This is a genomic window from Coriobacteriia bacterium (assembly GCA_014859305.1).
GTDB lineage: Bacteria > Actinomycetota > Coriobacteriia > Anaerosomatales > Kmv31 > Kmv31.
On record JACUUM010000003.1, the window covers coordinates 1 to 18,789 of the forward strand.

Below are 18,789 nucleotides of genomic sequence, written 5' to 3' on the forward strand. Positions count from 1 at the left end.
GACGCGTTGACACTCCGGGCTCCGCGTCCGTATCCTGTTAGGTCACAACCACACATCGGACATCGCCGTCGATGGGGATGAGTACGCGGTCCGGTAGGGCCCCAGAGAGCCGGAGACGCTGGGAGCCGGCGCCCGACAAGCCGCGGAACATGGCCCCGGAGGCATCCGGAGGAAAGGCGCGCGGCGCCCACGACGGCCGCCGAGCCCGAGTAATGCCGGACGGACGCCCCCGTTACCTCGGGCTGGAGGGCATCGGACGGCCCCGCGGGCCCCGCCGCGCGGGGGAGACCGGTCCCGTGCCCGGAACGAGGCCGCGAGGTACTGTCGCGGTGAAGTCGGGTGGTACCGCGAGAGGAGCCTCTCGCCCTGGCATGCAGGGGCGGGGGGCTTTTTCTGTCGCCGGCGTCGTCTTCTCTAGAGGCGCCAGGATGCGGGAGGTGCGGCGTGGCCAAGAGCTGGGAAGAGATCAACGCGCGCATCGCGAGCGGGGATGCGGTCGTGCTCACCGCCGAGGAGTTCGCGCAAGTCGCGGCCGAAGACGGCGTGAAGGCCGCCGCGCGGAAGGTGGACGTGGTGACCACGGGCACGTTCGGGCCGATGTGCTCCAGCGGGGCATTCCTCAACTTCGGGCACGCCGACCCGCCGATAAAGATGGGCGAGATCGAGCTCAACGACGTGCCGGCCTCGGGCGGGCTGGCGGCCGTCGACACGTACCTCGGCGTCACCGAGCCCTCGCGCACGAGGGGCATCGAGTACGGCGGGGCGCACGTGATCGAGGACCTGCTGCGCGGACGCGCGGTGCGCCTGCGGGCGCGCGGCCCCGGGACGGACTGCTACCCGCGGACCGAGATCGACACATGGGTCACGCTGGACGACCTCAACCAGGCCTACCTCTTCAACCCGCGCAACGCCTACCAGAACTACGCCGTCGCGGTGAACTCGACCGACCGCACGCTGCGGACCTACCTCGGCACGCTGCTGCCGAAGTACGGGAACGCGACGTACTGCTCCTCGGGCTCCCTCTCGCCGTTGCTCAACGACCCGACGTACCGCGCCATCGGCGTGGGCACGCGCTGCTTCGTCGCGGGCGCGCCGGGCTTCGTGGCGTGGGAGGGCACGCAGCACAACCCGAACCAGGCGCGCGACGACAACGGCGTCCCGGTGGCGCCGTCGGGCACTCTGGCCGTGATCGCGGACCTCAAGGCCGCCGACGCGGGGTTCTTCTCGGCGGCGACGATGAGCGGGTACGGGGTGAGCGCCTTCGTCGGGGTCGGCGTGCCGATCCCGGTGCTCGACGAGGACCTGGCCGCGACGCTGGCGCTGACCGACGCGCAACTCTCGGCGACGGTGTTCGACTACGGGGTGGCGCGGCGCAGCCGGCCGAACCTCGGCACGGTCACTTACGAGGAGCTGCGCGGCGGCGCGATCGAGGTCGAGGGACGCAAGGTGCCCTGCGGGCCGATCAGTTCCCTGGCGGTCGCCAGGAGGATCGCCGAGGACCTCAAGCGCTGGGTGGCCGAGGAGCGCTTCACGCTCTCTGCGCCGCTGCGGCCCCTGCCCGGCCCGGGCGCGCCTCCGTTCAAGCCGCTCGAGGAGCGCGGAGAGCCAGAGCCGGTCCTCGGCGCGGAGGAGGCGAGCGGCGATGCGTAGGAGACTGGACCTGACCTTCCCTCCCCGGCAGGCCAAGAAGCCGATCACGTGGCATCTGGTGCGAGACTTCGACCTGGTGCCCAACATCCTGCGCGCTCAGATCCAGCCGGGCCAGTACGGACGGATGGTCGTTGAGGTCAGCGGGAAGCGGGAGGACATCGAGGCCGCGATGGCGTTCCTCGCGCACGAGGGGCTCGAGGTGCGACCGGCGGCGTCCGACATCGCCTTGGACGAGGAGCGCTGCGTGGTGTGCGGCTTGTGCACCGCCGTCTGCAAGCCCGGCGCGATGGTCCTCGGCGAGCGGGCCGAGCTCGTGTTCGACAAGGACAAGTGCGTGTACTGCGAGGCGTGCGTGAGCGCATGCCCCAGGCGCGCCGTGACGCTGAGCTTCTAAGAGGGGGAGACGTGCCCGACATCGGGGTCAGGCTGGGCAGAGAGGTGCTCGTGATCGACGGGGCGATGGGCACGATGCTGCAGCGCGCCGGAGTCCCGCCGGAGCAGTGCCACGAGCAGCTCAACGTCACAGCGCCCGAGATCGTCGAGCAGGTGCATCGCGACTACGTGATAGCGGGCGCGGACTGCATCACCACCAACACGTTCGGCGGCACTCGCGCCAAGCTCGACGAGTACGGCCTCGGCGACCAGGCGCGCGAGCTCAACCGCGCCGCCGTACGCATCGCGCGCCGCTCGGGCGCCCAGCACGTGCTGGCGAGCATGGGGCCTACGGGGCTCGTGCCGGAGCCGCTCGGCGACGCCACGTTCGGCGAGCTCTTCGAGCTCTTCGCGGAGCAGGCTCGCGCGCTGGCCGAGGAGGGGCCCGACGCCTTCATCGTCGAGACGATGACAGACGTCGCCGAGGCCCGGTGCGCGGTCTTCGCGGCGCGCTCGGCCGCCCCGGACCTGCCGGTGATCGCGTCCGTGACGTTCGGGCTCTCGGGACGCACCGACCTCTCCGGGACCGACCCGGCGACGGCGGCGGTAGTGCTCGAGGCCGCGGGTGCCGCAGCCGTGGGGATGAACTGCGGTCTCGGGCCCGAGCAGATGCTGCCGCTGGTGCGCGCGATGGCCGCTGCCACCGCCTTGCCGGTCGCGGCGCAGCCCAACGCAGGTCTGCCGTGCCTGGAGGAGGGGCGCACGGTATTCCCCGGTACGCCGGACGAGACCGGCTCGCACGCCGCGCTCTTCGTCGAGGCGGGCGCGACGCTCGTCGGGAGCTGCTGCGGCTCCACCCCGGCGTTCACGGGCGCGATCTCCGACCTCGCGCGGCGCGTGCCGCTGCCCGCGCGCCAGGCGCCGGCCGGCGTGGCGCTGGCGGGTCCGCGCGCCTCGGTCCGGATCGGCCCCGGCCTGCCGCTCGCGATCATCGGGGAGCGCATCAACCCCACCGGCAAGAAGGCGCTCGCGGATTCGTTGAGGGCCGGCTCGATGTCCGTCGTGCGCGAGTACGCGGTCGCCCAGCAGCATGCCGGCGCCGACCTGCTCGACGTGAACGTCGGCGCCGCGGGCGTGGAGGCGGCCGAGGCGCTGCCCGCGGCCGTCAAGGCCCTCGTGGCGCTCGCCGACCTGCCGCTCGTGCTCGACACGACCGATGCCGTGGCGCTGGAGCGCTCACTGAAGCTCTATCCTGGGCGCGCGCTGGTGAACTCCGTGGACGGGTCGCCGGACTCGCTGCGGACGGTGCTGCCGCTGGCGGCGCGGTACGGCGCCGCGGTGGTCGCGCTGTGCCTCGACGACGATGGCATCCCCGACACCGTCGAGGGCAGGATGGCCGTCCTCGACCGCATCCGCGAGGCGGCGCGGGGGCACGGGATGTCCGACCGCGACGTCGTGGCCGACTGCCTGACGCTGTCCGCCGCCGCGGATCCTCGAGCGGCGCAGGTGACCGTCGAGGCGGTGTGGGCGGCGGCGCGCGAGCGGGGGCTGGCGACCGTGCTGGGCGTGAGCAACGTCAGCCACGGCCTTCCGGGGCGCTCCGCGCTCAACGCGGCGTTCCTGGAGATGGCCGCCGCCGCCGGGCTCGCGAGCGCGATCGCCGAGGCGGCCGACCGCGAGGTCGCTCGCGCAGCCGCCGCAGCGAACGCGCTGCTGGGCCGTGACCCTCGCGCCGAGGTCTGGATCGCGCGGGCGGCCCCCCGGGGTCCGGAGGAGCCGGGCGGGGCGATCGGGCCCGGGAGGGCCCGAGAGCGGGCGGCCGCCGCGCTCGCCGCCGCCGTCGAGAACGGCGACCGTGACGGGGCGCCGCTCCTCGTCGACGACCTGCTGGCGGCCGGCATCGCGGCCGACGCGGTGATCCGCGGCGTTCTCACGCCCGCGATCCAGCGCCTCGGCGACGCGTTCGGCAGGGGAGAGACGTTCCTGCCGCAGCTGATGGCGGCCGCCGAGGCGATGAAGGCCGCCGTGGCGCGCGTCAAGGAACACCTCCCCGCCGAGGCCGCGGTCAGCGAGGGCCGGGTGGCTTTCGCCACCGTCAAGGGCGACATCCACTCGATCGGCAAGGACATCTGCGTGAGCCTGCTGGAGAGTCAAGGCTTCGACGTGGACGACCTGGGCGCCGACGTGCCGGCCGAGCAGGTCGCCGAGGCAGCGCGCTCGGCCGACGTCGTGTGTCTCTCGGCGCTGATGACCACGACGCTCCCCAGGATGGAGGAGGCGGTCCGAGCGGTGCGCGCCGCGGCCCCCGGCATCCCGGTGCTGGTGGGCGGCGCCGTCGTCACCGCCGAGTACGCCTCCGCCCTGGCCGCAGGTTACGCGGCCGACGCGCCGGGTTGCGTCGAGGCCGTGCGCGCGGCCGTGCGAGTCGGAACCTGAGAGGGTCGGGGACTCACCTCATGGGCGCCTCGCACGACAGCGAGGCTTCCGGCGTGAGCGCGAGCATGGCCACGTCGTCGGCGATACGGCCCTCCGAGTAGGCTTCGACCCGCGCGAAGACCGCGGCCGTCAGGTCGCCCTCCGCCGGCGCCTCGCGCACGGCCTCCGCGAGCCGCTCCAGCCCGAACAGCCCGCCCTCGGGGCTGCGAGCCTCCGTCACGCCGTCCGTGTACAGCAGCAACGTGTCGCCGGCGTTCAGGATCGCCTCGCCGTCCTCGAACGTCGCGCCCGAGAACGCGCCGAGCAGCGGGGAGTCGGTCGGCAGTGTCTCGACGGGCGCCTCTCCGGTCGCTCCGGTCCTGCGCACGATCGCCGGCGGGTGTCCCGCGCTGCAGTAGCGCAGGCGCCCCGTCGGGCAGTCGTAGACGCCGAAGAACACCGTCACGAACTCCGAGGGTTGGGTCAGGCGGCCCACCGCCTCGTTGATCGAGGCGAGGACCCGGGCCGGGGAGTAGCCCTCGTAGGCGTAGGCTCGCAGGCTGCTCTTGACGAACGAGATCAGCGTGGCGGCCTCCAGCCCCTTGCCCGAGACGTCGCCGACGGCCACGCCGAGGCGCTGGTGCCCCAACTCGAACAGGTCGTAGAAGTCCCCGCCCACCAGCGTCGCCTCCACCGCCGAGCGGTAGAGGTGGTGGAAGCGCAGGCCGGGGACGGAGACCGGCATCCTCAGCAGCGACTCCTGGAGGCGCAGCGCGACGTCGCGCTCGCGCTCGTAAAGCCTCTCGTTGTCGTCGGCGAGGCGCTGCACCTGCTCGAACAGGCCCACGTTCTCCAGCGCGTCGGCGACCTGCCCCGCGAACAGCCCTAGCAGCTCCCCTTCGCGCTCCTCCTCGGCCCACGGCATGACCTGCGGCGCGGCGAGCCCCAGGATCCCGTACCTGGCGGTGCGCGAACTCAGCGGGAGGAGCGCCACCGAGCGGATGTCTCGAGCCGCCGCGCGGCGTGCCCAGTCGGTGAACGGCAGCAACGTCACGTCCGCGATGACGCGGGGACTGCCCGTGCGCATCACGTCGGCGAGCATGCCTATGGTGGCGGAGGCGTCGCCCAGCGACCGGGCGTCGAGCTCCACGCCGTGGAGCAGGCGCGGGACGAGCCGCCCCTCCTGCTCGCGGAGTATCCAGACCTCCGTGGCGCCGAAGAGCTCCCTCGCCCCGCTCACGACCGTCCGGTCCAGAGCGTCCTGCGTGAGAGAGGCCGACAGCGACCTGGCGTTCTGCGAGAGCGCCGAGAGCCCCTCCACGTAGCGCTTGAGGTCGCGGCGCATCTGGTCGAGCGAGCCGGCGAGCTTCTCGATCTCGTCTCCGGTGGGAGCGACGATCGGCTGGTCGAAGCGCCCCGCGCCCACCGCGCGGGAGTCCTCCACGAGCTCGCTGAGCGGGCGGACCAGCATGCGGGAGAGCACCCAGACCAGCGCGATCACGACCAGCTGCACCGCGACCACGACCGCGACCACGGTGATGAGCTGCTCGCGCAGTCCGGCGAGCACCGCCGCCGAGGGTACGGCGGATCCCGCCCCCCACCCGAACTCACGGATGGGGACGTCGCTCGCCAGCACCTCCTCGCCGGTCACCGGGTGCGTGGAGAACCCGCCGGCCACGCGCCCGGCCAACGCCTCGCGCACGAACAGCGCGTCGCGGAAGTTCACGTCGAGCTCTATGTAGGCGGGGTCGCGGCTGCCGTAGACGAGCCTGCCGGTCGAGTCCACGATGTGGACGAAGCCGCGGTGGAGCGGGACGGGCGCCTCGCGGTTGAACGCCCGCAGCGAGATGAAGGCGGCCACCGCCGCCCCCCGCTCGCCCTCCTCGACCGCACGCACCGCCCAGAACCCGGCTTCGCCGTTCAAGCTGACCACGTCGGAGAGGACGAAGCGCCCTCGGTCGGCGAGGATGTCCTGCACCTCTCGCCTGTCCGAGAAGTCCCGCCCTTCGAGCCGTCCTCCCGCGGAGACGCTGACCCGTCCGGCGCTGTCGAGCAGGACGGCTTCGGTCACGGGGTGCTCGGAACCCAGCTCTCGCAGGTCCTCGGCGATGGCCTCCTCCGAGCCGTGCTCGGCGTGCCGCCCCACGAAGGCCAGCGAAGACGACAGCGATCGCATCTCGCTCTGAAACCCGTCGGCCGCCAGGGTAGCGAGCTCCTCGCGCTCGAAGAGGGCGAGGCGGACCTGGTCGCGGTAGCGCCCGAGGAACGGCAGACCCAGGGCCACGATGAGCGGCAAGGCTATAATCAGGTAGATGCCGACGAGCTTCCGGCCGATGCCCACGCGCCGAATCCTCATGAGGAACCCCTGCATGGCGCCCCCGGCTCCCGACGGACGAGGTCGTCCTCGATATCTCCTACATGGAGGAAGGGCAAACTATGATCATCACCAGGCCCCGGGAGTGGCGGCGCGTCCTGTCCGAGCTCGAGGGGCTCGGCGTCCGGCGGGTGTACGTGACCGGCTGCGGACAGTGCGCGACGGTGGCGGCGACCGGCGGCGAGCCCGAGGTGGACGAGGCGGCCCGCGCCCTGGCCACGGAGGGCTACGAGGTCGTCGGCTCCTCCGTCGGCGAGGTCGCGTGCCACTCCGGAGGTACGCGCCTCGAGTTCCGCAAGCACGCCGAGGAGGTCGCGCGCGCCGAGGCGGTCCTCGTGCTTTCCTGCGGGGCCGGCGTGCAGACGGTGGCCGACGTCGTCCCGGTCCCGGTGCTGCCGGGGCTGGAGTCGGCCTTCCTCGGCAACGTGATACGCCATGGGGTGTTCGAGGAGCGCTGCCAGATGTGCGGCGAGTGCGTCCTGGCCTCCACGGCCGGTATCTGCCCCGTCACGACGTGTCCGAAGGGTGTGCTGAACGGGCCGTGCGGTGGGATGTGGGACGGGATGTGCGAGGTGCTGACCGACCGCGAATGCGCCCACGTCCGCATCGGGCGGCGCCTGGCGGAGCAGGGCCGCGGGCCGGCGCCCGAACTGCCGGCGAAGGACCACTCCGTCAAGCTCAAGCCCGGCGCCGTCGATCTGCGCGCGGCCCGGCGGGGCAAGGGGTCCGGGTGACCCGTCTGCGCGACGCGCTCCAGGCCGGCGAGTTCGTCGTCACGGGCGAGGTGGCGCCGCCGCGCGGCGTGGACCTGTCGGGCATGCGGCGCTCGGTCGAGACGATAGGACCGTGCTGCCACGCGCTGAACGTGACCGACAACCAGGGGGCGAGTCTGCACCTGTCGAGCCTGGCCGCCTCGCGTCTGGTCCTCGAGATGGGCTTCGAGCCCATCTTCCAGCAGACCTGCCGCGACCGTAACCGCCTCGCGCTGCAATCCGACCTGCTCGCGGCGTGGTCCCTCGGGCTCGAGAACGTGCTCGCCGTCACGGGAGACGATCCCCGCGGCGGCGACCATCCCGAGGCCAAGGCCGTCTTCGACCTGGACTCCACGCAACTCATCCGCGTCGCGGCAGGGCTGAACGACGGCCGCGACATGACGGGGCGGGAGCTGGAGGGCGGCACCGGGTTCTTCGTCGGCGGGGCGCTGTTCCCCGAGGCGGAGCCGTGGGAGGCGCAGCTGCGGCGTGCGGTCCAGAAGGCCGAGGCGGGCGCGAGGTTCTTCCAGACCCAGGCCGTCTTCGACATCGGAAAGCTCGAGCGCTCCGTGGCGGCGCTGCGCCCGTACGGGGTGAAGGTCATCGCCGGGATCCTGCTGCTGCGCAGCCCGCGGGTCGTGCGCTTCATCAACGAGCGGCTCGCCGGGCTCATGGTCCCGGAGGAGACAGCGGCCAGGATCGTCCGGGCGCCGGATCCCGCCGCCGCCTCGGTCGCGCTGGCCACCGAGCAGGTGCGCGCCGCGCGGGAGGTCGCCGACGGCGTGCACCTCATGCCGCTCGGGCTCGACGAGGCCGTGCCCGCGATCCTTCAGGGGGCCGGGCTGCCGGGACGATAGCGGGCGGGGACCCGTGACGGTAGAATGACGGTGGGGACTGCGCCCGCGGCGCCATTCCGCCGCTGAGCCGGCGGAGTCGCCGTGCAGCCCGTACGTTCGGCGGGGGGTCCCGTGGACGCTGCCGATCCTGTCTCTAGCCCGCTGTTCCCGGACTACTTCCTCGGAATGGTCGCGGAGCTCGCGCCGCTGGGCATCTGCGTCATCGACGGCGAAGCCATGTGCTTCCGCTGGGCGAACCGCACCGCCTTGCAGCTCTTCGGCGAGCCCTTCGCGACCTTCGGCGTCGGCGGGCGCCACGTGCTCGACGTCTTGCCCGAGGCCGGCGAGAACGGGTTGCTGGCCTCGGTCGCCTCCGTGTGCGAGCGCGGCGAGCCCGACGACCCGCTGGAGTGCGACTTCAGCCGAAGGGGCGCCCAGCGCGACTGGCGGTGGACGCTGCGCCCGCTGGGCAGGCTCAGGGGAGGTCCGGCCGACGCCGTGGCGGTGGTGGAAGACGTCACCGCCTCCGCGGTCGCGCGCGCTCGTGCCGAGGAGCAGGCCTCGCGCCTGGAGATGGCGCTGAAGCGCTCGGGAAGCGTGCTCGCGAGCCTGAGCGCGGGGCTGGCCGTCTTCGACCTCAAGGGGTGCCTCATCTACGCCAACCAGGCCGCTCGCGATCTCGGGGTCCAGTGGGACCAGCTGGTCGCGACGCCTCCGGTGGACACCGCCCACATCGTTCGCACGATCGACGGCGAGGAGGTGCCCCGCGAGGAGTGGCCGCTCGCGCGCGTGCTGCGGGGACAGGCGTTCACCGACAGATGGCTCAGGCGGACCGACCCGGTCACCGGCCGAGCGTACTTCCTCAGCTACGGCGGCGCGGTGGTCCGCGACGACCGTGACAAGCCGACGCTCGCCGCCCTGACGCTGCACGACGTGCACGACCGCATCGCGGAGACGCGCCACCGCGACATGCTCCTGGAGACGCTCGAGCGCGAGCAGGAGCGGTCGGAGAAGCTGCTGGTGACCATCGCGAGCGAACGCGACGTGCTCGAGCTCGTCATGGAGCGTACGGACACGGAGCTGGCTTACCTCGACGCCGAACTGCGTTTCGTGACGGTGAACGAGGCGTTCGCGCGCTCGGCCGGCCTCTCGCGCGACGAGATGCTCGGCACGTACCTCCCCGCCGCCCTCCCCGAGGAGGTGCCCCTGGAGGCCGTTCGCGAGGCGTTGACCTCCGGCATCGCCCGCAAGTCCTCGGACATGCCGCCGCGCGTGGGTTCGCCGTGGACGCACCGCCGCTACACGGAGTGGATGCTCACGCCGGTCCCGGGCGCGCCGCACGCGTCCGAGGGCATCGTCCTGTCGCTGACCGACATCACGCCCTCGGTGCGCGCGAAGCACCTCTCGGAGGCTCTCAACGGCATCAACCTCACGCTGTCGGGATCGCTGCGCGCCGAGGAGGTCCTCGCGCAGCTCGTGGCGGACGTCGCCGCCGCTCTGGGCTGCGATTCCACCGCGCTCGCCCTCAGCGACGGCGGGGGGTGGCTCATCCGGCACGTCAACGGGCTGCCCGAGGAGCTCCTGGGCACGCAGCTGGCCGAGGCCGGCGTCCTGCCCGGGGGCCAGTGCGCGAGACTGGGACGGCCGGTGGCCGTTGCGGACGTCTTGGAGGAGGCCGGCGCCGACCCGGAGACGGCGCGGCGCTGGGGCGTGAGGGCAGCGCTCGGGATCCCCTTCTTCGTCCGCGGATGCTGCGAGGCGATCCTGCTGTGCAACTTCCACGAGGAGCCGCACGTCTTCGTCGAGGCCGAGCTGGACTTCGCCACGAAGCTTGCCGCCTCGGCGTCGCTGGCGTTCGAGAACAGCCACCTGTACGAGAGCGAGCACCACATCGCGCAGACGCTCCAAGAGGCCCTGCTCTCGATGCCCGACAACGTGGAGGGCGTGCGCTTCGGGCATCTCTACCGCTCCGCCGTGCAGGCCGCTCGGGTGGGAGGCGATTTCTATGACGTCTTCTCCCTGGGCGCGGGCCGGGTGGGGCTCGTGGTCGGGGACGTGTCGGGCAAGGGTCTGGAGGCCGCCGCGCTCACCTCGCTGGTGCGCGAGGCCATCAAGGCGCACTCGGGGCCGTTCGTCGCGCCCTGCTCGGTGCTGGCGAAGGTGAACGAGGTGATACTGCACAACTGCGACTTCGCCACGTTCGTGACGGTGTTCTTCGGGATCCTCGACGTGCAGACGGGTCACCTGCAGTACTGCAGTGCCGGGCATCCGCCGCCGGTGCTCAAGCGCGGCGCCGAGGCGACGCTGTTGCGCACGCGCTCGCCGCTGGTCGGGGCGCTCGAGGACGTGACTTACCACTCGGACGGCGTGGCCGTCGACGACGGCGACATCCTGTTGCTGTACACCGACGGGCTCGTGGAGGTGCATCGCGGTCCCGAGATGTACGGCGACGCGCGACTATGCGCCCGGGTGGCGAGCCTGGGCGGGACCGCCGTGGAGGACGTGCCCCACGCCGTCTTCATGGATGCGTCCGCGTGGGCGGGGGGCGCCATGCGCGACGACGTGGCGCTCCTCGCGGTCACTCTGGACCGGGAGCACGGCGGGCCGACGATTGCGCAGAGCCAGCTGCCCCTGGACATCGCCTGACCGCCGTCATGCCTGACCGCCACCCTCGTCGGCTGTGGACGCCGCGTGCTCGCTGCGGCAGGATACGGTGAACGTCACGGGCGGTCCTACAGGGGGGCCGCTTCCGGCTAGGTTGCGAAGGAGCGTAAGCGATGCGGATCATCGTGCTGGGAGGCGGTCCCGGCGGCTACTCGGCTGCCTTCGAGGCGGCGCGCCTCGGCGCGCGGGTCACACTGATCGAGAAGGACCGCCTCGGCGGCACGTGCTTGATATGGGGGTGCATCCCGACCAAGACGATCCTGCGGACCGCGCGCATCGTGCTCGACACGACGAACGCCGAGGAGTTCGGCCTCGACGCCGAGCGGGCCTCGCTCGACCTGCCACGACTGCGCGAGCGCAAGGAGGGCGTGGTCGACGAGCTCGTCGGGCAGCTGGACTCCACGGCGCGGCGCCTCAAGGTCGAGGTGGTGCGCGGCGTCGGCCGGCTGACCGGGCCCAAGTGCGTGGAGGTCGAGCTGGCCGAGGGCGGCACGGCCGCCTACGAGTGCGAGGCGCTCATCCTGGCCACGGGTTCCGTGCCGTTGAAGCTGCCCGCCATCGACCACACGATGCCCGGCGTGTGGACGTCGGACGACGCCGTCGCCCTCGATGCGGTCCCCGAGCGGGTGCTGCTGATCGGCGGCGGGGTCATCGGCCTCGAGTTCGCCTGTGCCTACGCGGCCTTCGGTTCGAAGGTCACCGTCGTCGAGTTCATGCCGACGGTGCTGCCCGGCAACGACAAGCGCGTCACGCGTGCCGTTCAAGAGGCGCTCGAGCGGTTGGGTGTCGGATTCCGGCTCGGCCGCACGGTCGATTCGGTGGAGCGCCGCGGGAAGGCGATGCGCTCCACGCTGGACTCGGGCGAGGCGATCGAGAGCGACGTGGTCTTCTCCGCGGTCGGCCGCATGCCGAACTCGGCGGGGATGGGCTTCGCCGAGGCAGGCATCGGGATGGACCGGGCGGCCGTCAAGGCCGACGCGTACTTCCGCACCAACGTGCCCGGCGTCTATGCGATCGGAGATCTGATCGCCGGCATGATGCTCGCCCATGTCGCCGAGGAAGAGGGCGTGTGCGCGGCGCGGAACGCGGTCTCGGAAGCGCAGGCCGCCGAGGTGGGCGGGATACCGGAGCTGCACACGCTGGACTACTGGTGCATCCCGGCGTGCGTCTACACCTTCCCCGAGGTGGCCGTCATCGGTTCGTCGCGCGATTCGGCCAGGGAGCGCGGCTTGGACGCGATCCAGGCCGTGGCCAAGTTCGCCGCCAACGGCAAGGCGCTCGGCGAGGGCGAGGCAGAGGGGTTCGTACAGATGGTCGCCGAGAAGGGGACGGGGAGGATACTGGGCTGCCAGATCGTCGGCCCGCATGCCGTGGAGATCGTGCACGAGGTCTCGGTCGCCATGTCGGCCGGTGTGACGGTGGGCGGGCTGGCGCACGCGACGCACGCCCACCCCACGGTGAGCGAGGTCGTGAGGAACGCCGCCTCGGACGCGGCCGAGAAGTGCGGTCTGTGAAGGGACCGCCCGCGGGTGTGCCGGCGCCGCGCCGCCGACGCCCGGACGGCGGCTACTGCACCAGGTAGACCCGGTCGTGCTCGCGCACGTGCTCGCCGACCTTGATCCCGATGTCCTGGCCCTCGTGCGCCTCGGGCACCTGCTCGTGGTCGACCTCGATCGAGCCCACCTGCTGCTCGAAGTCGGTGGTGTGACCGATCACGCGGATGCGGTCGCCCTCGTGCAGCACGCCCTTGTCCATGTGGATCCCGGCGACCCCGATCCTCCCGTACCAGTGGGTCACGTGACCGATGAGCTCCTCGGGCATCTCTCTCACCTTCCCGCGGTCCTCGGGCCGCCCGGGCCCTTCAATCCGATGGATACCCGTTCCAACGCGGATCCGCGCTCTTCCCGCACATGACGTATTATGCCGCGCATGGCGCGTGAGAGGGGAACCCGAGCAGGGCGCGGGGCCGAGTGGCTGAAGCGCCCGGTGGCCGCGACGGGGCGGCACGACGCCGTCGCGGAGCTGCTGCGCGAGCTGCGGCTGAGCACGGTGTGCCGCTCCGCGCGCTGCCCGAACCGCGGCGAGTGCTACTCGGCCGGCACGGCGACGTTCCTGGTGCTGGGGGAGGCGTGCACGCGGGACTGCCGCTTCTGCGCCGTGTCGCCGGGGGCGCCGGAGCCGGCGGACGCCACCGAGCCGGGGCGGGTGGCGGAGGCGGCGCGGCGACTGGGGCTGGGGCACGTGGTGATCACGATGGTGACCCGCGACGACCTGCCCGACGGGGGGGCGGATCACGTGGCCGCGGTCGTCCGGGAGGTGCGCGCGGTCCTGCCGGACGCGACGGTCGAGGTGCTCGTGAGCGACCTCGGGGGCGACCTCGCGGCCGTTCGCGGCGTCGCCTCCGCCGGGCCCGACGTCTTCAATCACAACGTCGAGACCGTCCCGAGGCTGTACGCCACCGTGCGCCCCCGGGCGGACTACGCCCGGAGCCTGCGCATGCTGGAGACGGCGCGGGACGCGGCGCCGGGCACGCCGACCAAGTCGGGGCTCATGCTCGGACTCGGCGAGAGGCCCGAGGAGGTCCTCGGCGTGATGCGCGACCTGCGGAAGGCGGGCGTGACGATACTCACCCTGGGGCAGTACCTGCGCCCGAGCGCCCGGCACCTGCCGGTGGCGCGGTTCGTGCCGCCGGGGGAGTTCGCCGCGCACGCCGAGGCCGCGCGCGAGCTCGGGTTCGCGGCGGTCGCCTCGGCGCCCTACGTGCGATCCAGCTACCGGGCGGAGCGGCTGCTCGCGGACTGAGGGGCGAGCTCTCGCGGACCCCGCGCGGCCCCTGCGCCCGGCGCGATCGGCGCGGTCAGGCGCGCCTCAGCGCCTCCGCGAGCGTCTCGGGAAGCCCGACACCCCGCATCCGTCCGGCGACCGCCTCGACGTCGTAGCCGACGCGGTGCACGACCGCGCCCGCCCAGGTGGCCGTGTCGCCGACCCGGGCCGCGGCCGCATCCTCCGGAGCCGCGGCGCGCACGTCCTCCTCGCTCCCTAGGACGAGTCCCACCCACGCGGCCCACGGATCGCCGTCCCCGGGCTTCCCCACCGAACCCGAGCTGACGTAGTGGACGACGCCTCGTTCCGTGGCGAAGGACCGGTGGTAGGGGATGTGGACGTGCCCGACGCACACGACGTCCGCGCCCGCCCGCTCCGCGAGGCGCGCCAGCTGCTCCTCGGTCCGGTCGGGCAGCAGGTACTCGTTGATCTTCCGCGGGCTGCCGTGCGTGAGCAGCACTCGGGCGCCGCCCTCCTCCAGCCGCACGGAATCCGGCAGGCCGGCGAGCCAGCCTGCCCGCTCGTCGTCCACAGCGGCGACCGTGAACTCGTACGAAGCGGCGCCGTCGTCGCGCGCCTGCTGCGTGCCGTAGTAGCATCCACACGCGCCGAGCCGCCCGCCGATGCCCTCGTCGTAGTTGCCACGGATCGTCGGGATGCCCGAGGACCGGATGAGGTCGACGACCTCGTTCGGGTCCGGCCCGTACCCCACGAGGTCGCCGAGGCAGTACCGTTCGGAGACGCCGGCGGCGTCGATGTCGTCCAGCACCGCCTTCAGCGCGTCGAGGTTGGCATGCACGTCCGAGAAGAGCGCGATCAACCTCACGCCTCGGCCTCCGGATGAGGCCGAGGGACGAACAGCACCGGGACGGGCGAGCGCTCCGCGAGCCGTCTCGAGACGCTCCCCCTGAGCGCGCGCTCGACGCCGCGCACCTTCGGCGACACCACGAGCAGCGTCGCGCCGAACGCCTCCGCCTCGGCCAGAACGCCTTCGACCGGATCGCCCCGCCTCACGACGGCGTCCCACGGCGCACCGGCCTCATGGGAGGCGACCAGCGCATCCAGCCGCTCGCGAGCCGCAACGGCGGCACGCGCGTCCTCGGCGACGTGCACCACCCGCGCGCTCTCGACCGCGGGCAGCGAGGCCAGCACGGCGGGGACGCGCTCCGGCTCCTCCTCCAGGTCCATCGCCGCCAGCGGCCGGGCGAACGGCGTACCGCTGCCCAGCCTGCACCACACCTGCGCCTCCTGCACGACCCGGTCGACGAGAACGGGCACGTCGCCGGCGGCCGCCAGCCTCTCGGCCGTGCTGCCGAAGAGGCGCCTGGCGGCGGCGTTGCGGCCGAGCGAGGTGACCATCACGAGGCCGGCCTCCTCCTCGGCCGCCACGCGCTCGATCGTCTCCACCGCGTCGCCCTCCTCGAGGCGCCACGACGCGTCGAAGCCGCGTTCGCGGAGCCGGCGGGTCTCCTCGGCGAGCTCGGATCCGGCCCACTCCCGGATCGCCGGGATCGACCCGCCGGCCGTGTACAGGTCCAACTCGATCACGTGCAGCAGGACGACGCGCTCGAATGGCTGAGCGGGGGATGCGCACAAGCCCTCTATGACGAGCAGCCCGGCTTCGGACAGGTCGGTCGGAACGAGTACTCTCATAACGCGTCCCCCCTCGCCATGGCGGATACCTGCCGCCGCCCCACCCAACCTCTCGTCCGGTTGGCGATCCACACCAGCGAGAGCATGATCGGTACCTCCTCCAGCACCCCGACGACGGTGGCCAGTGCGGCCCCCGACGTCAGTCCGAACAGCGCGATCGCCACCGCGACGGCCAGCTCGAAGAAGTTCGACGCGCCCACGAAGCCGGCGGGAGCGGCGATCGGGTGGGGGAGGCGCCACAGCCACGCCCAGCCGTAGGCGACCGCGAAGATCAGGTAGGTCTGGATCGTGAGCGGGACGGCGATCAGCAGGATGTGCAGCGGGTTCGCAACGATCGTCTCGCCCTGGAAGACGAAGATCAGAACGAGCGTGAGCAGCAGCGCGGAGATGGTCACCGGCGCCAGCGCCGGCAGGAAACGGCCCTCGAACCACTGCATGCCCTTGCTCGCGATGAGCTGCTTGCGCGAGAAGTAGCCGGCGACCAGCGGCACCACCACGAACAGCACGACCGACAGGATCACCGTGTCGTAGGGGACCACGATCTCGGTCAGGCCGAGGAGGAACATGACGATCGGCGCGTAGGCGGCGAGCAGGATGAGGTCGTTGACCGCCACCTGGACGAGCGTGTAGACGGGGTCGCCGTCGGCGAGGTAGGACCATACGAAGACCATCGCGGTACACGGAGCCGCGCCGAGCAGCACCGCCCCGGCGATGTACTCGGAGGCCAGGCCGCCCTCGATCAGCGGCGCGAAGACCACCTTCATGAAGAACCACGCGATGGCGAACATGGTGAAGGGCTTGATGAGCCAGTTCGTGACGGTGGTGACTATGAGGCCCTGCTTGCGCTCGCCCACCCGGCGCAGCGACGCGAAGTCGATCTGCAGCATCATCGGGTAGATCATCAGCCAGATGAGCACCGCGACGGGGATCGAGATCCGCGCGTACTGCAGGCGGGAGAGCGCATCGGCGAACCCGGGCCACGCGTACCCTATCGCCGTCCCCGCCACGATACATAACGCCACCCAGAGCGACAGGTAGCGTTCGAACACGCTCATGCGCTTGGCCTTCGGCTCTCCCGCTGCGGCCGGCGTCTCCGCCATCCCCTCACCGTCCCTTCGCGTCGTCGGTCTCGTTCGTTCCCGCACCGCAGGGTTCGCCCGCCGCGGATGGCGCGTCGGCGAGCATGGTCTCGACGCGCTCGGCGACTCCGGCCAGCTGTCCGCGTTCGGCCCAGTAGCACCCCCGCGCGCCGCGTGCCTCGTACCCGACCAGGCCGGCCTCCCGCAGGATGCGCAGGTGCTCGGAGATGGTGGACTGGGCGAGCGGCAGGTCGTCGAAGATCTCCCCTCCGGAGCACGTCTCGCATGCGAGCAGGAGGCTCAGGATGCGCACGCGAGCCGGATGTCCGAGGGCCTTGGCCAGGCGCCCGAGCTCGCGGTCGTTCCTGGAGTAGTGGTGGACATGCTGCCTCGCGGTCCTGTGCGGCACGCGCCGCTACCTCCGCTCACCGCCGGGGAGTCGCTCCCATCGCCAATCGTCTATGAACGATGAAGCTGGCGAGAGCGCCTTGTCAAGGGGCGACGGACAACCGGCGTGCGGGCTTGACAAGGCGCCGCGTCGGGACGAGTATTTCTACGAACATCGAACTAGTTCGAGTGGATGGAGGGAGGCATGCCCGTCACCCGTGAGACGTCCGCAGGGGCCGACAGCCTGTTCCGCGCGCTCGCCTCGGCCCAGCGGCGAGAGATACTGCGCATCCTCGGCGGGTGCACCCCCGACCCGGGCAAGACGTGCTGCGGTCCCGAGGAGGTCTGCGCGTGCAAGCTCGGCGAGCGCCTCGGGCTGGCGCCGTCCACCGTCTCGCACCACATGAAGCAGCTCGTCGAAGCCGGCCTCGTGTCCGCGCGCAAGGATGGCCTGTGGGTCTACTACACGCTCCGGCGCGACGCGCTACGGGCGGCCGCCGAGGAGCTGGCGCGGTACTGAGAGCGAGGCCCCGCGAAGCGGGCGCGAAGGGAAGGAGAGGACGCGGTGGTCATCAAGATCCTGGGCTCGGGCTGCGCGAACTGCCGCAAGCTCGAGGAGCGCGCACGCGAGGCCGTCGGGAAGGCCGGGGTGGACGCCGAGATCGTCAAGGTCCAGGACCTCGCCGAGATCATGGCGTTCGGCGTCATGTCGACGCCGGCGCTGGTCGTGGACGAGGAGGTCGAGGTCGCCGGGCGCGTCCCTGCCGTGGACGAGATCGTCGGCATGTTGACGAGGGCGGCCGGCTAGGGCGATGGACCCGTTCCTCCCCATACAGCGGCTCGCCGAATGGATCACGTTCCGGCTGGTCGGGCTGGAGCATGGATCGGCTCTCGGCGAGGCGCTGGCCTTCTTCCTCTACGACGTGCCCAAGATCCTCATCCTGCTCAGCGTCGTGGTGTTCGGAGTGGCGATACTCCGGTCGCACTTCCCGCCGGAGCGGACGAAGCGGCTGCTCTCGCACAGGAACCTGTACTCGGGGAACGTCGCCGCCGCGGGCATGGGCGTGCTGACGCCGTTCTGCTCGTGCTCCTCGGTTCCTCTGTTCATCGGCTTCGTGGAGGCCGGCGTGCCGCTGGGGGTGACGTTCTCGTTCCTGATCGCGAGCCCGATGGTCGACGTGGTGGCGCTCACGCTGCTGCTCGGCCTGTTCGGCTGGAGGATCGCCATCCTCTACGTGGCGGCCGGAATGTCGATCGCGATCGCCAGCGGGATCGTGATCGGGAAGCTGGGGCTGGAGCATCTGGTGGAGGAGTACGTCTACCGGGTCAGGGTCGGTGAGGGGGAGGTGGCCGCTCCGACGTGGCGCCAGCGTGTCGAGTCCGCCACCGGCCACGTGAAGGAGATCGTCGGACGGGTCTGGCCCTACGTGGTCGGCGGCATCGCCATCGGCGCGCTCATGCACGGCTACGTGCCCGAGGACTTCCTCCTGCGCTTCGCGGGCCCGGACAACCCCTTCGCCGTCCCGGTCGCCGCTCTCCTCGGCGTGCCGCTGTACGCGAACGTGGCCGGCATCATCCCCATCGCTCAGGTCCTGTTCGGAAAGGGGATGGCTCTCGGTACGGTGCTCGCGTTCATGATGGCGGTCGTGGCGCTGTCCGTGCCGGAGATGGTCATCCTGCGCAAGGTGCTCAAGCCCAAGCTGATCGCGGTGTTCGTCGGCATCAACACGCTCGGCATCATCGTGATGGGCTACCTGTTCAACGCGGTCATGGGATAGGAGGGC

Annotated in this window: 16 protein-coding genes; 10 read left to right on the plus strand and 6 right to left on the minus strand. The window is 71.9% G+C overall.

From position 1 onward, the window contains the following. The first annotated feature begins 444 nt into the window (after nucleotides 1-444). From IBX62_00870 to IBX62_00880, 3 genes are read left to right on the plus strand one after another with little or no spacing between them, the layout of a single operon-like run. Nucleotides 445-1,650: a homocysteine biosynthesis protein gene (locus IBX62_00870; GenBank protein MBE0475641.1), complete on the plus strand. Its 1,206-nt coding sequence runs from the start codon at nucleotides 445-447 to the stop codon at nucleotides 1,648-1,650. Continuing rightward, entirely contained in the window at nucleotides 1,643-2,044 is a 402-nt protein-coding gene (locus IBX62_00875; protein ID MBE0475642.1) for a 4Fe-4S binding protein, read from the plus strand. The genes IBX62_00870 and IBX62_00875 overlap by 8 nt, the downstream gene beginning before the upstream one ends. A gap of 11 nt (nucleotides 2,045-2,055) precedes the next feature. Next, entirely contained in the window at nucleotides 2,056-4,458 is a 2,403-nt protein-coding gene (locus tag IBX62_00880) for a homocysteine S-methyltransferase family protein (protein ID MBE0475643.1), read from the plus strand. 13 nt (nucleotides 4,459-4,471) lie between these two features. Here IBX62_00880 and IBX62_00885 read toward each other — a convergent pair whose 3' ends face one another. Then, nucleotides 4,472-6,793: a SpoIIE family protein phosphatase gene (locus IBX62_00885; protein ID MBE0475644.1), complete on the minus strand. Its 2,322-nt coding sequence runs from the start codon at nucleotides 6,791-6,793 to the stop codon at nucleotides 4,472-4,474. 607 nt (nucleotides 6,794-7,400) lie between these two features. Between IBX62_00885 and IBX62_00890 the strand changes: the two genes are divergently transcribed. The 3 genes from IBX62_00890 (at nucleotide 7,401) to lpdA (ending at nucleotide 12,577) form a co-directional block, all read left to right on the plus strand. Beyond that, nucleotides 7,401-8,420, plus strand: a complete 1,020-nt coding sequence (locus IBX62_00890) for a methylenetetrahydrofolate reductase (protein MBE0475645.1) — start codon at nucleotides 7,401-7,403, stop codon at nucleotides 8,418-8,420. A 111-nt stretch (nucleotides 8,421-8,531) separates the two neighbouring features. Then, nucleotides 8,532-11,045, plus strand: coding sequence for a SpoIIE family protein phosphatase (locus IBX62_00895; protein MBE0475646.1), 2,514 nt, complete (start codon nucleotides 8,532-8,534; stop codon nucleotides 11,043-11,045). Nucleotides 11,046-11,176: 131 nt separating this feature from the next. After that, nucleotides 11,177-12,577, plus strand: a complete 1,401-nt coding sequence (gene lpdA / locus IBX62_00900; protein ID MBE0475647.1) for a dihydrolipoyl dehydrogenase — start codon at nucleotides 11,177-11,179, stop codon at nucleotides 12,575-12,577. Nucleotides 12,578-12,629: 52 nt separating this feature from the next. Here lpdA and IBX62_00905 read toward each other — a convergent pair whose 3' ends face one another. After that, entirely contained in the window at nucleotides 12,630-12,884 is a 255-nt protein-coding gene (locus IBX62_00905; GenBank protein MBE0475648.1) for a translation elongation factor-like protein, read from the minus strand. A gap of 108 nt (nucleotides 12,885-12,992) precedes the next feature. Here IBX62_00905 and lipA point away from each other — a divergent pair, with 108 nt between their 5' ends. Continuing rightward, nucleotides 12,993-13,865: a lipoyl synthase gene (gene lipA / locus IBX62_00910; protein ID MBE0475649.1), complete on the plus strand. Its 873-nt coding sequence runs from the start codon at nucleotides 12,993-12,995 to the stop codon at nucleotides 13,863-13,865. 55 nt (nucleotides 13,866-13,920) lie between these two features. On the opposite strand, the gene IBX62_00915 is transcribed toward lipA, so the two are convergent. The 4 genes from IBX62_00915 to IBX62_00930 are packed head-to-tail and all read right to left on the minus strand — an operon-like array spanning nucleotide 13,921 to nucleotide 17,027. Then, a complete protein-coding gene (locus IBX62_00915; protein MBE0475650.1) occupies nucleotides 13,921-14,712 on the minus strand; it encodes a metallophosphoesterase family protein in 792 nt (263 codons plus the stop codon). Then, on the minus strand, nucleotides 14,709-15,539 hold the full coding sequence (locus IBX62_00920) for a universal stress protein (protein MBE0475651.1): 831 nt from the start codon (nucleotides 15,537-15,539) through the stop codon (nucleotides 14,709-14,711). Before IBX62_00920 ends, IBX62_00915 begins: the two co-directional genes overlap by 4 nt. Next, nucleotides 15,536-16,639, minus strand: coding sequence for an ACR3 family arsenite efflux transporter (arsB, locus tag IBX62_00925; GenBank protein MBE0475652.1), 1,104 nt, complete (start codon nucleotides 16,637-16,639; stop codon nucleotides 15,536-15,538). The genes IBX62_00920 and arsB overlap by 4 nt, the downstream gene beginning before the upstream one ends. Nucleotides 16,640-16,643: 4 nt before the next feature. After that, nucleotides 16,644-17,027 (minus strand): winged helix-turn-helix transcriptional regulator, encoded by a 384-nt coding sequence (locus tag IBX62_00930; GenBank protein MBE0475653.1) that lies wholly within the window; start codon nucleotides 17,025-17,027, stop codon nucleotides 16,644-16,646. A 183-nt stretch (nucleotides 17,028-17,210) separates the two neighbouring features. Here IBX62_00930 and IBX62_00935 point away from each other — a divergent pair, with 183 nt between their 5' ends. From IBX62_00935 to IBX62_00945, 3 genes are read left to right on the plus strand one after another with little or no spacing between them, the layout of a single operon-like run. After that, nucleotides 17,211-17,525 (plus strand): helix-turn-helix transcriptional regulator, encoded by a 315-nt coding sequence (locus IBX62_00935; protein MBE0475654.1) that lies wholly within the window; start codon nucleotides 17,211-17,213, stop codon nucleotides 17,523-17,525. Nucleotides 17,526-17,570: 45 nt separating this feature from the next. Continuing rightward, a complete protein-coding gene (locus IBX62_00940; GenBank protein ID MBE0475655.1) occupies nucleotides 17,571-17,813 on the plus strand; it encodes a TM0996/MTH895 family glutaredoxin-like protein in 243 nt (80 codons plus the stop codon). 4 nt (nucleotides 17,814-17,817) lie between these two features. Next, complete coding sequence (locus IBX62_00945) at nucleotides 17,818-18,783, plus strand: permease (protein MBE0475656.1); 966 nt, start codon at nucleotides 17,818-17,820, stop codon at nucleotides 18,781-18,783. Nucleotides 18,784-18,789: the final 6 nt, after the last annotated feature.

Bases quoted from the DNA above. Each gene is read 5' to 3' on its own strand.
- IBX62_00875 (MBE0475642.1), top strand. From the start codon at position 1,643: ATGCGTAGGAGACTGGACCTGACCTTCCCTCCCCGGCAGGCCAAGAAG.
- IBX62_00920 (MBE0475651.1), bottom strand. From the start codon at position 15,539: ATGAGAGTACTCGTTCCGACCGACCTGTCCGAAGCCGGGCTGCTCGTC.
- IBX62_00945 (MBE0475656.1), top strand. From the start codon at position 17,818: ATGGACCCGTTCCTCCCCATACAGCGGCTCGCCGAATGGATCACGTTC.
- IBX62_00890 (MBE0475645.1), top strand. From the start codon at position 7,401: ATGCGCCCACGTCCGCATCGGGCGGCGCCTGGCGGAGCAGGGCCGCGG.
- IBX62_00905 (MBE0475648.1), bottom strand. From the start codon at position 12,884: ATGCCCGAGGAGCTCATCGGTCACGTGACCCACTGGTACGGGAGGATC.
- arsB (MBE0475652.1), bottom strand. From the start codon at position 16,639: ATGGCGGAGACGCCGGCCGCAGCGGGAGAGCCGAAGGCCAAGCGCATG.
- lipA (MBE0475649.1), top strand. From the start codon at position 12,993: ATGGCGCGTGAGAGGGGAACCCGAGCAGGGCGCGGGGCCGAGTGGCTG.
- IBX62_00885 (MBE0475644.1), bottom strand. From the start codon at position 6,793: ATGAGGATTCGGCGCGTGGGCATCGGCCGGAAGCTCGTCGGCATCTAC.
- lpdA (MBE0475647.1), top strand. From the start codon at position 11,177: ATGCGGATCATCGTGCTGGGAGGCGGTCCCGGCGGCTACTCGGCTGCC.
- IBX62_00935 (MBE0475654.1), top strand. From the start codon at position 17,211: ATGCCCGTCACCCGTGAGACGTCCGCAGGGGCCGACAGCCTGTTCCGC.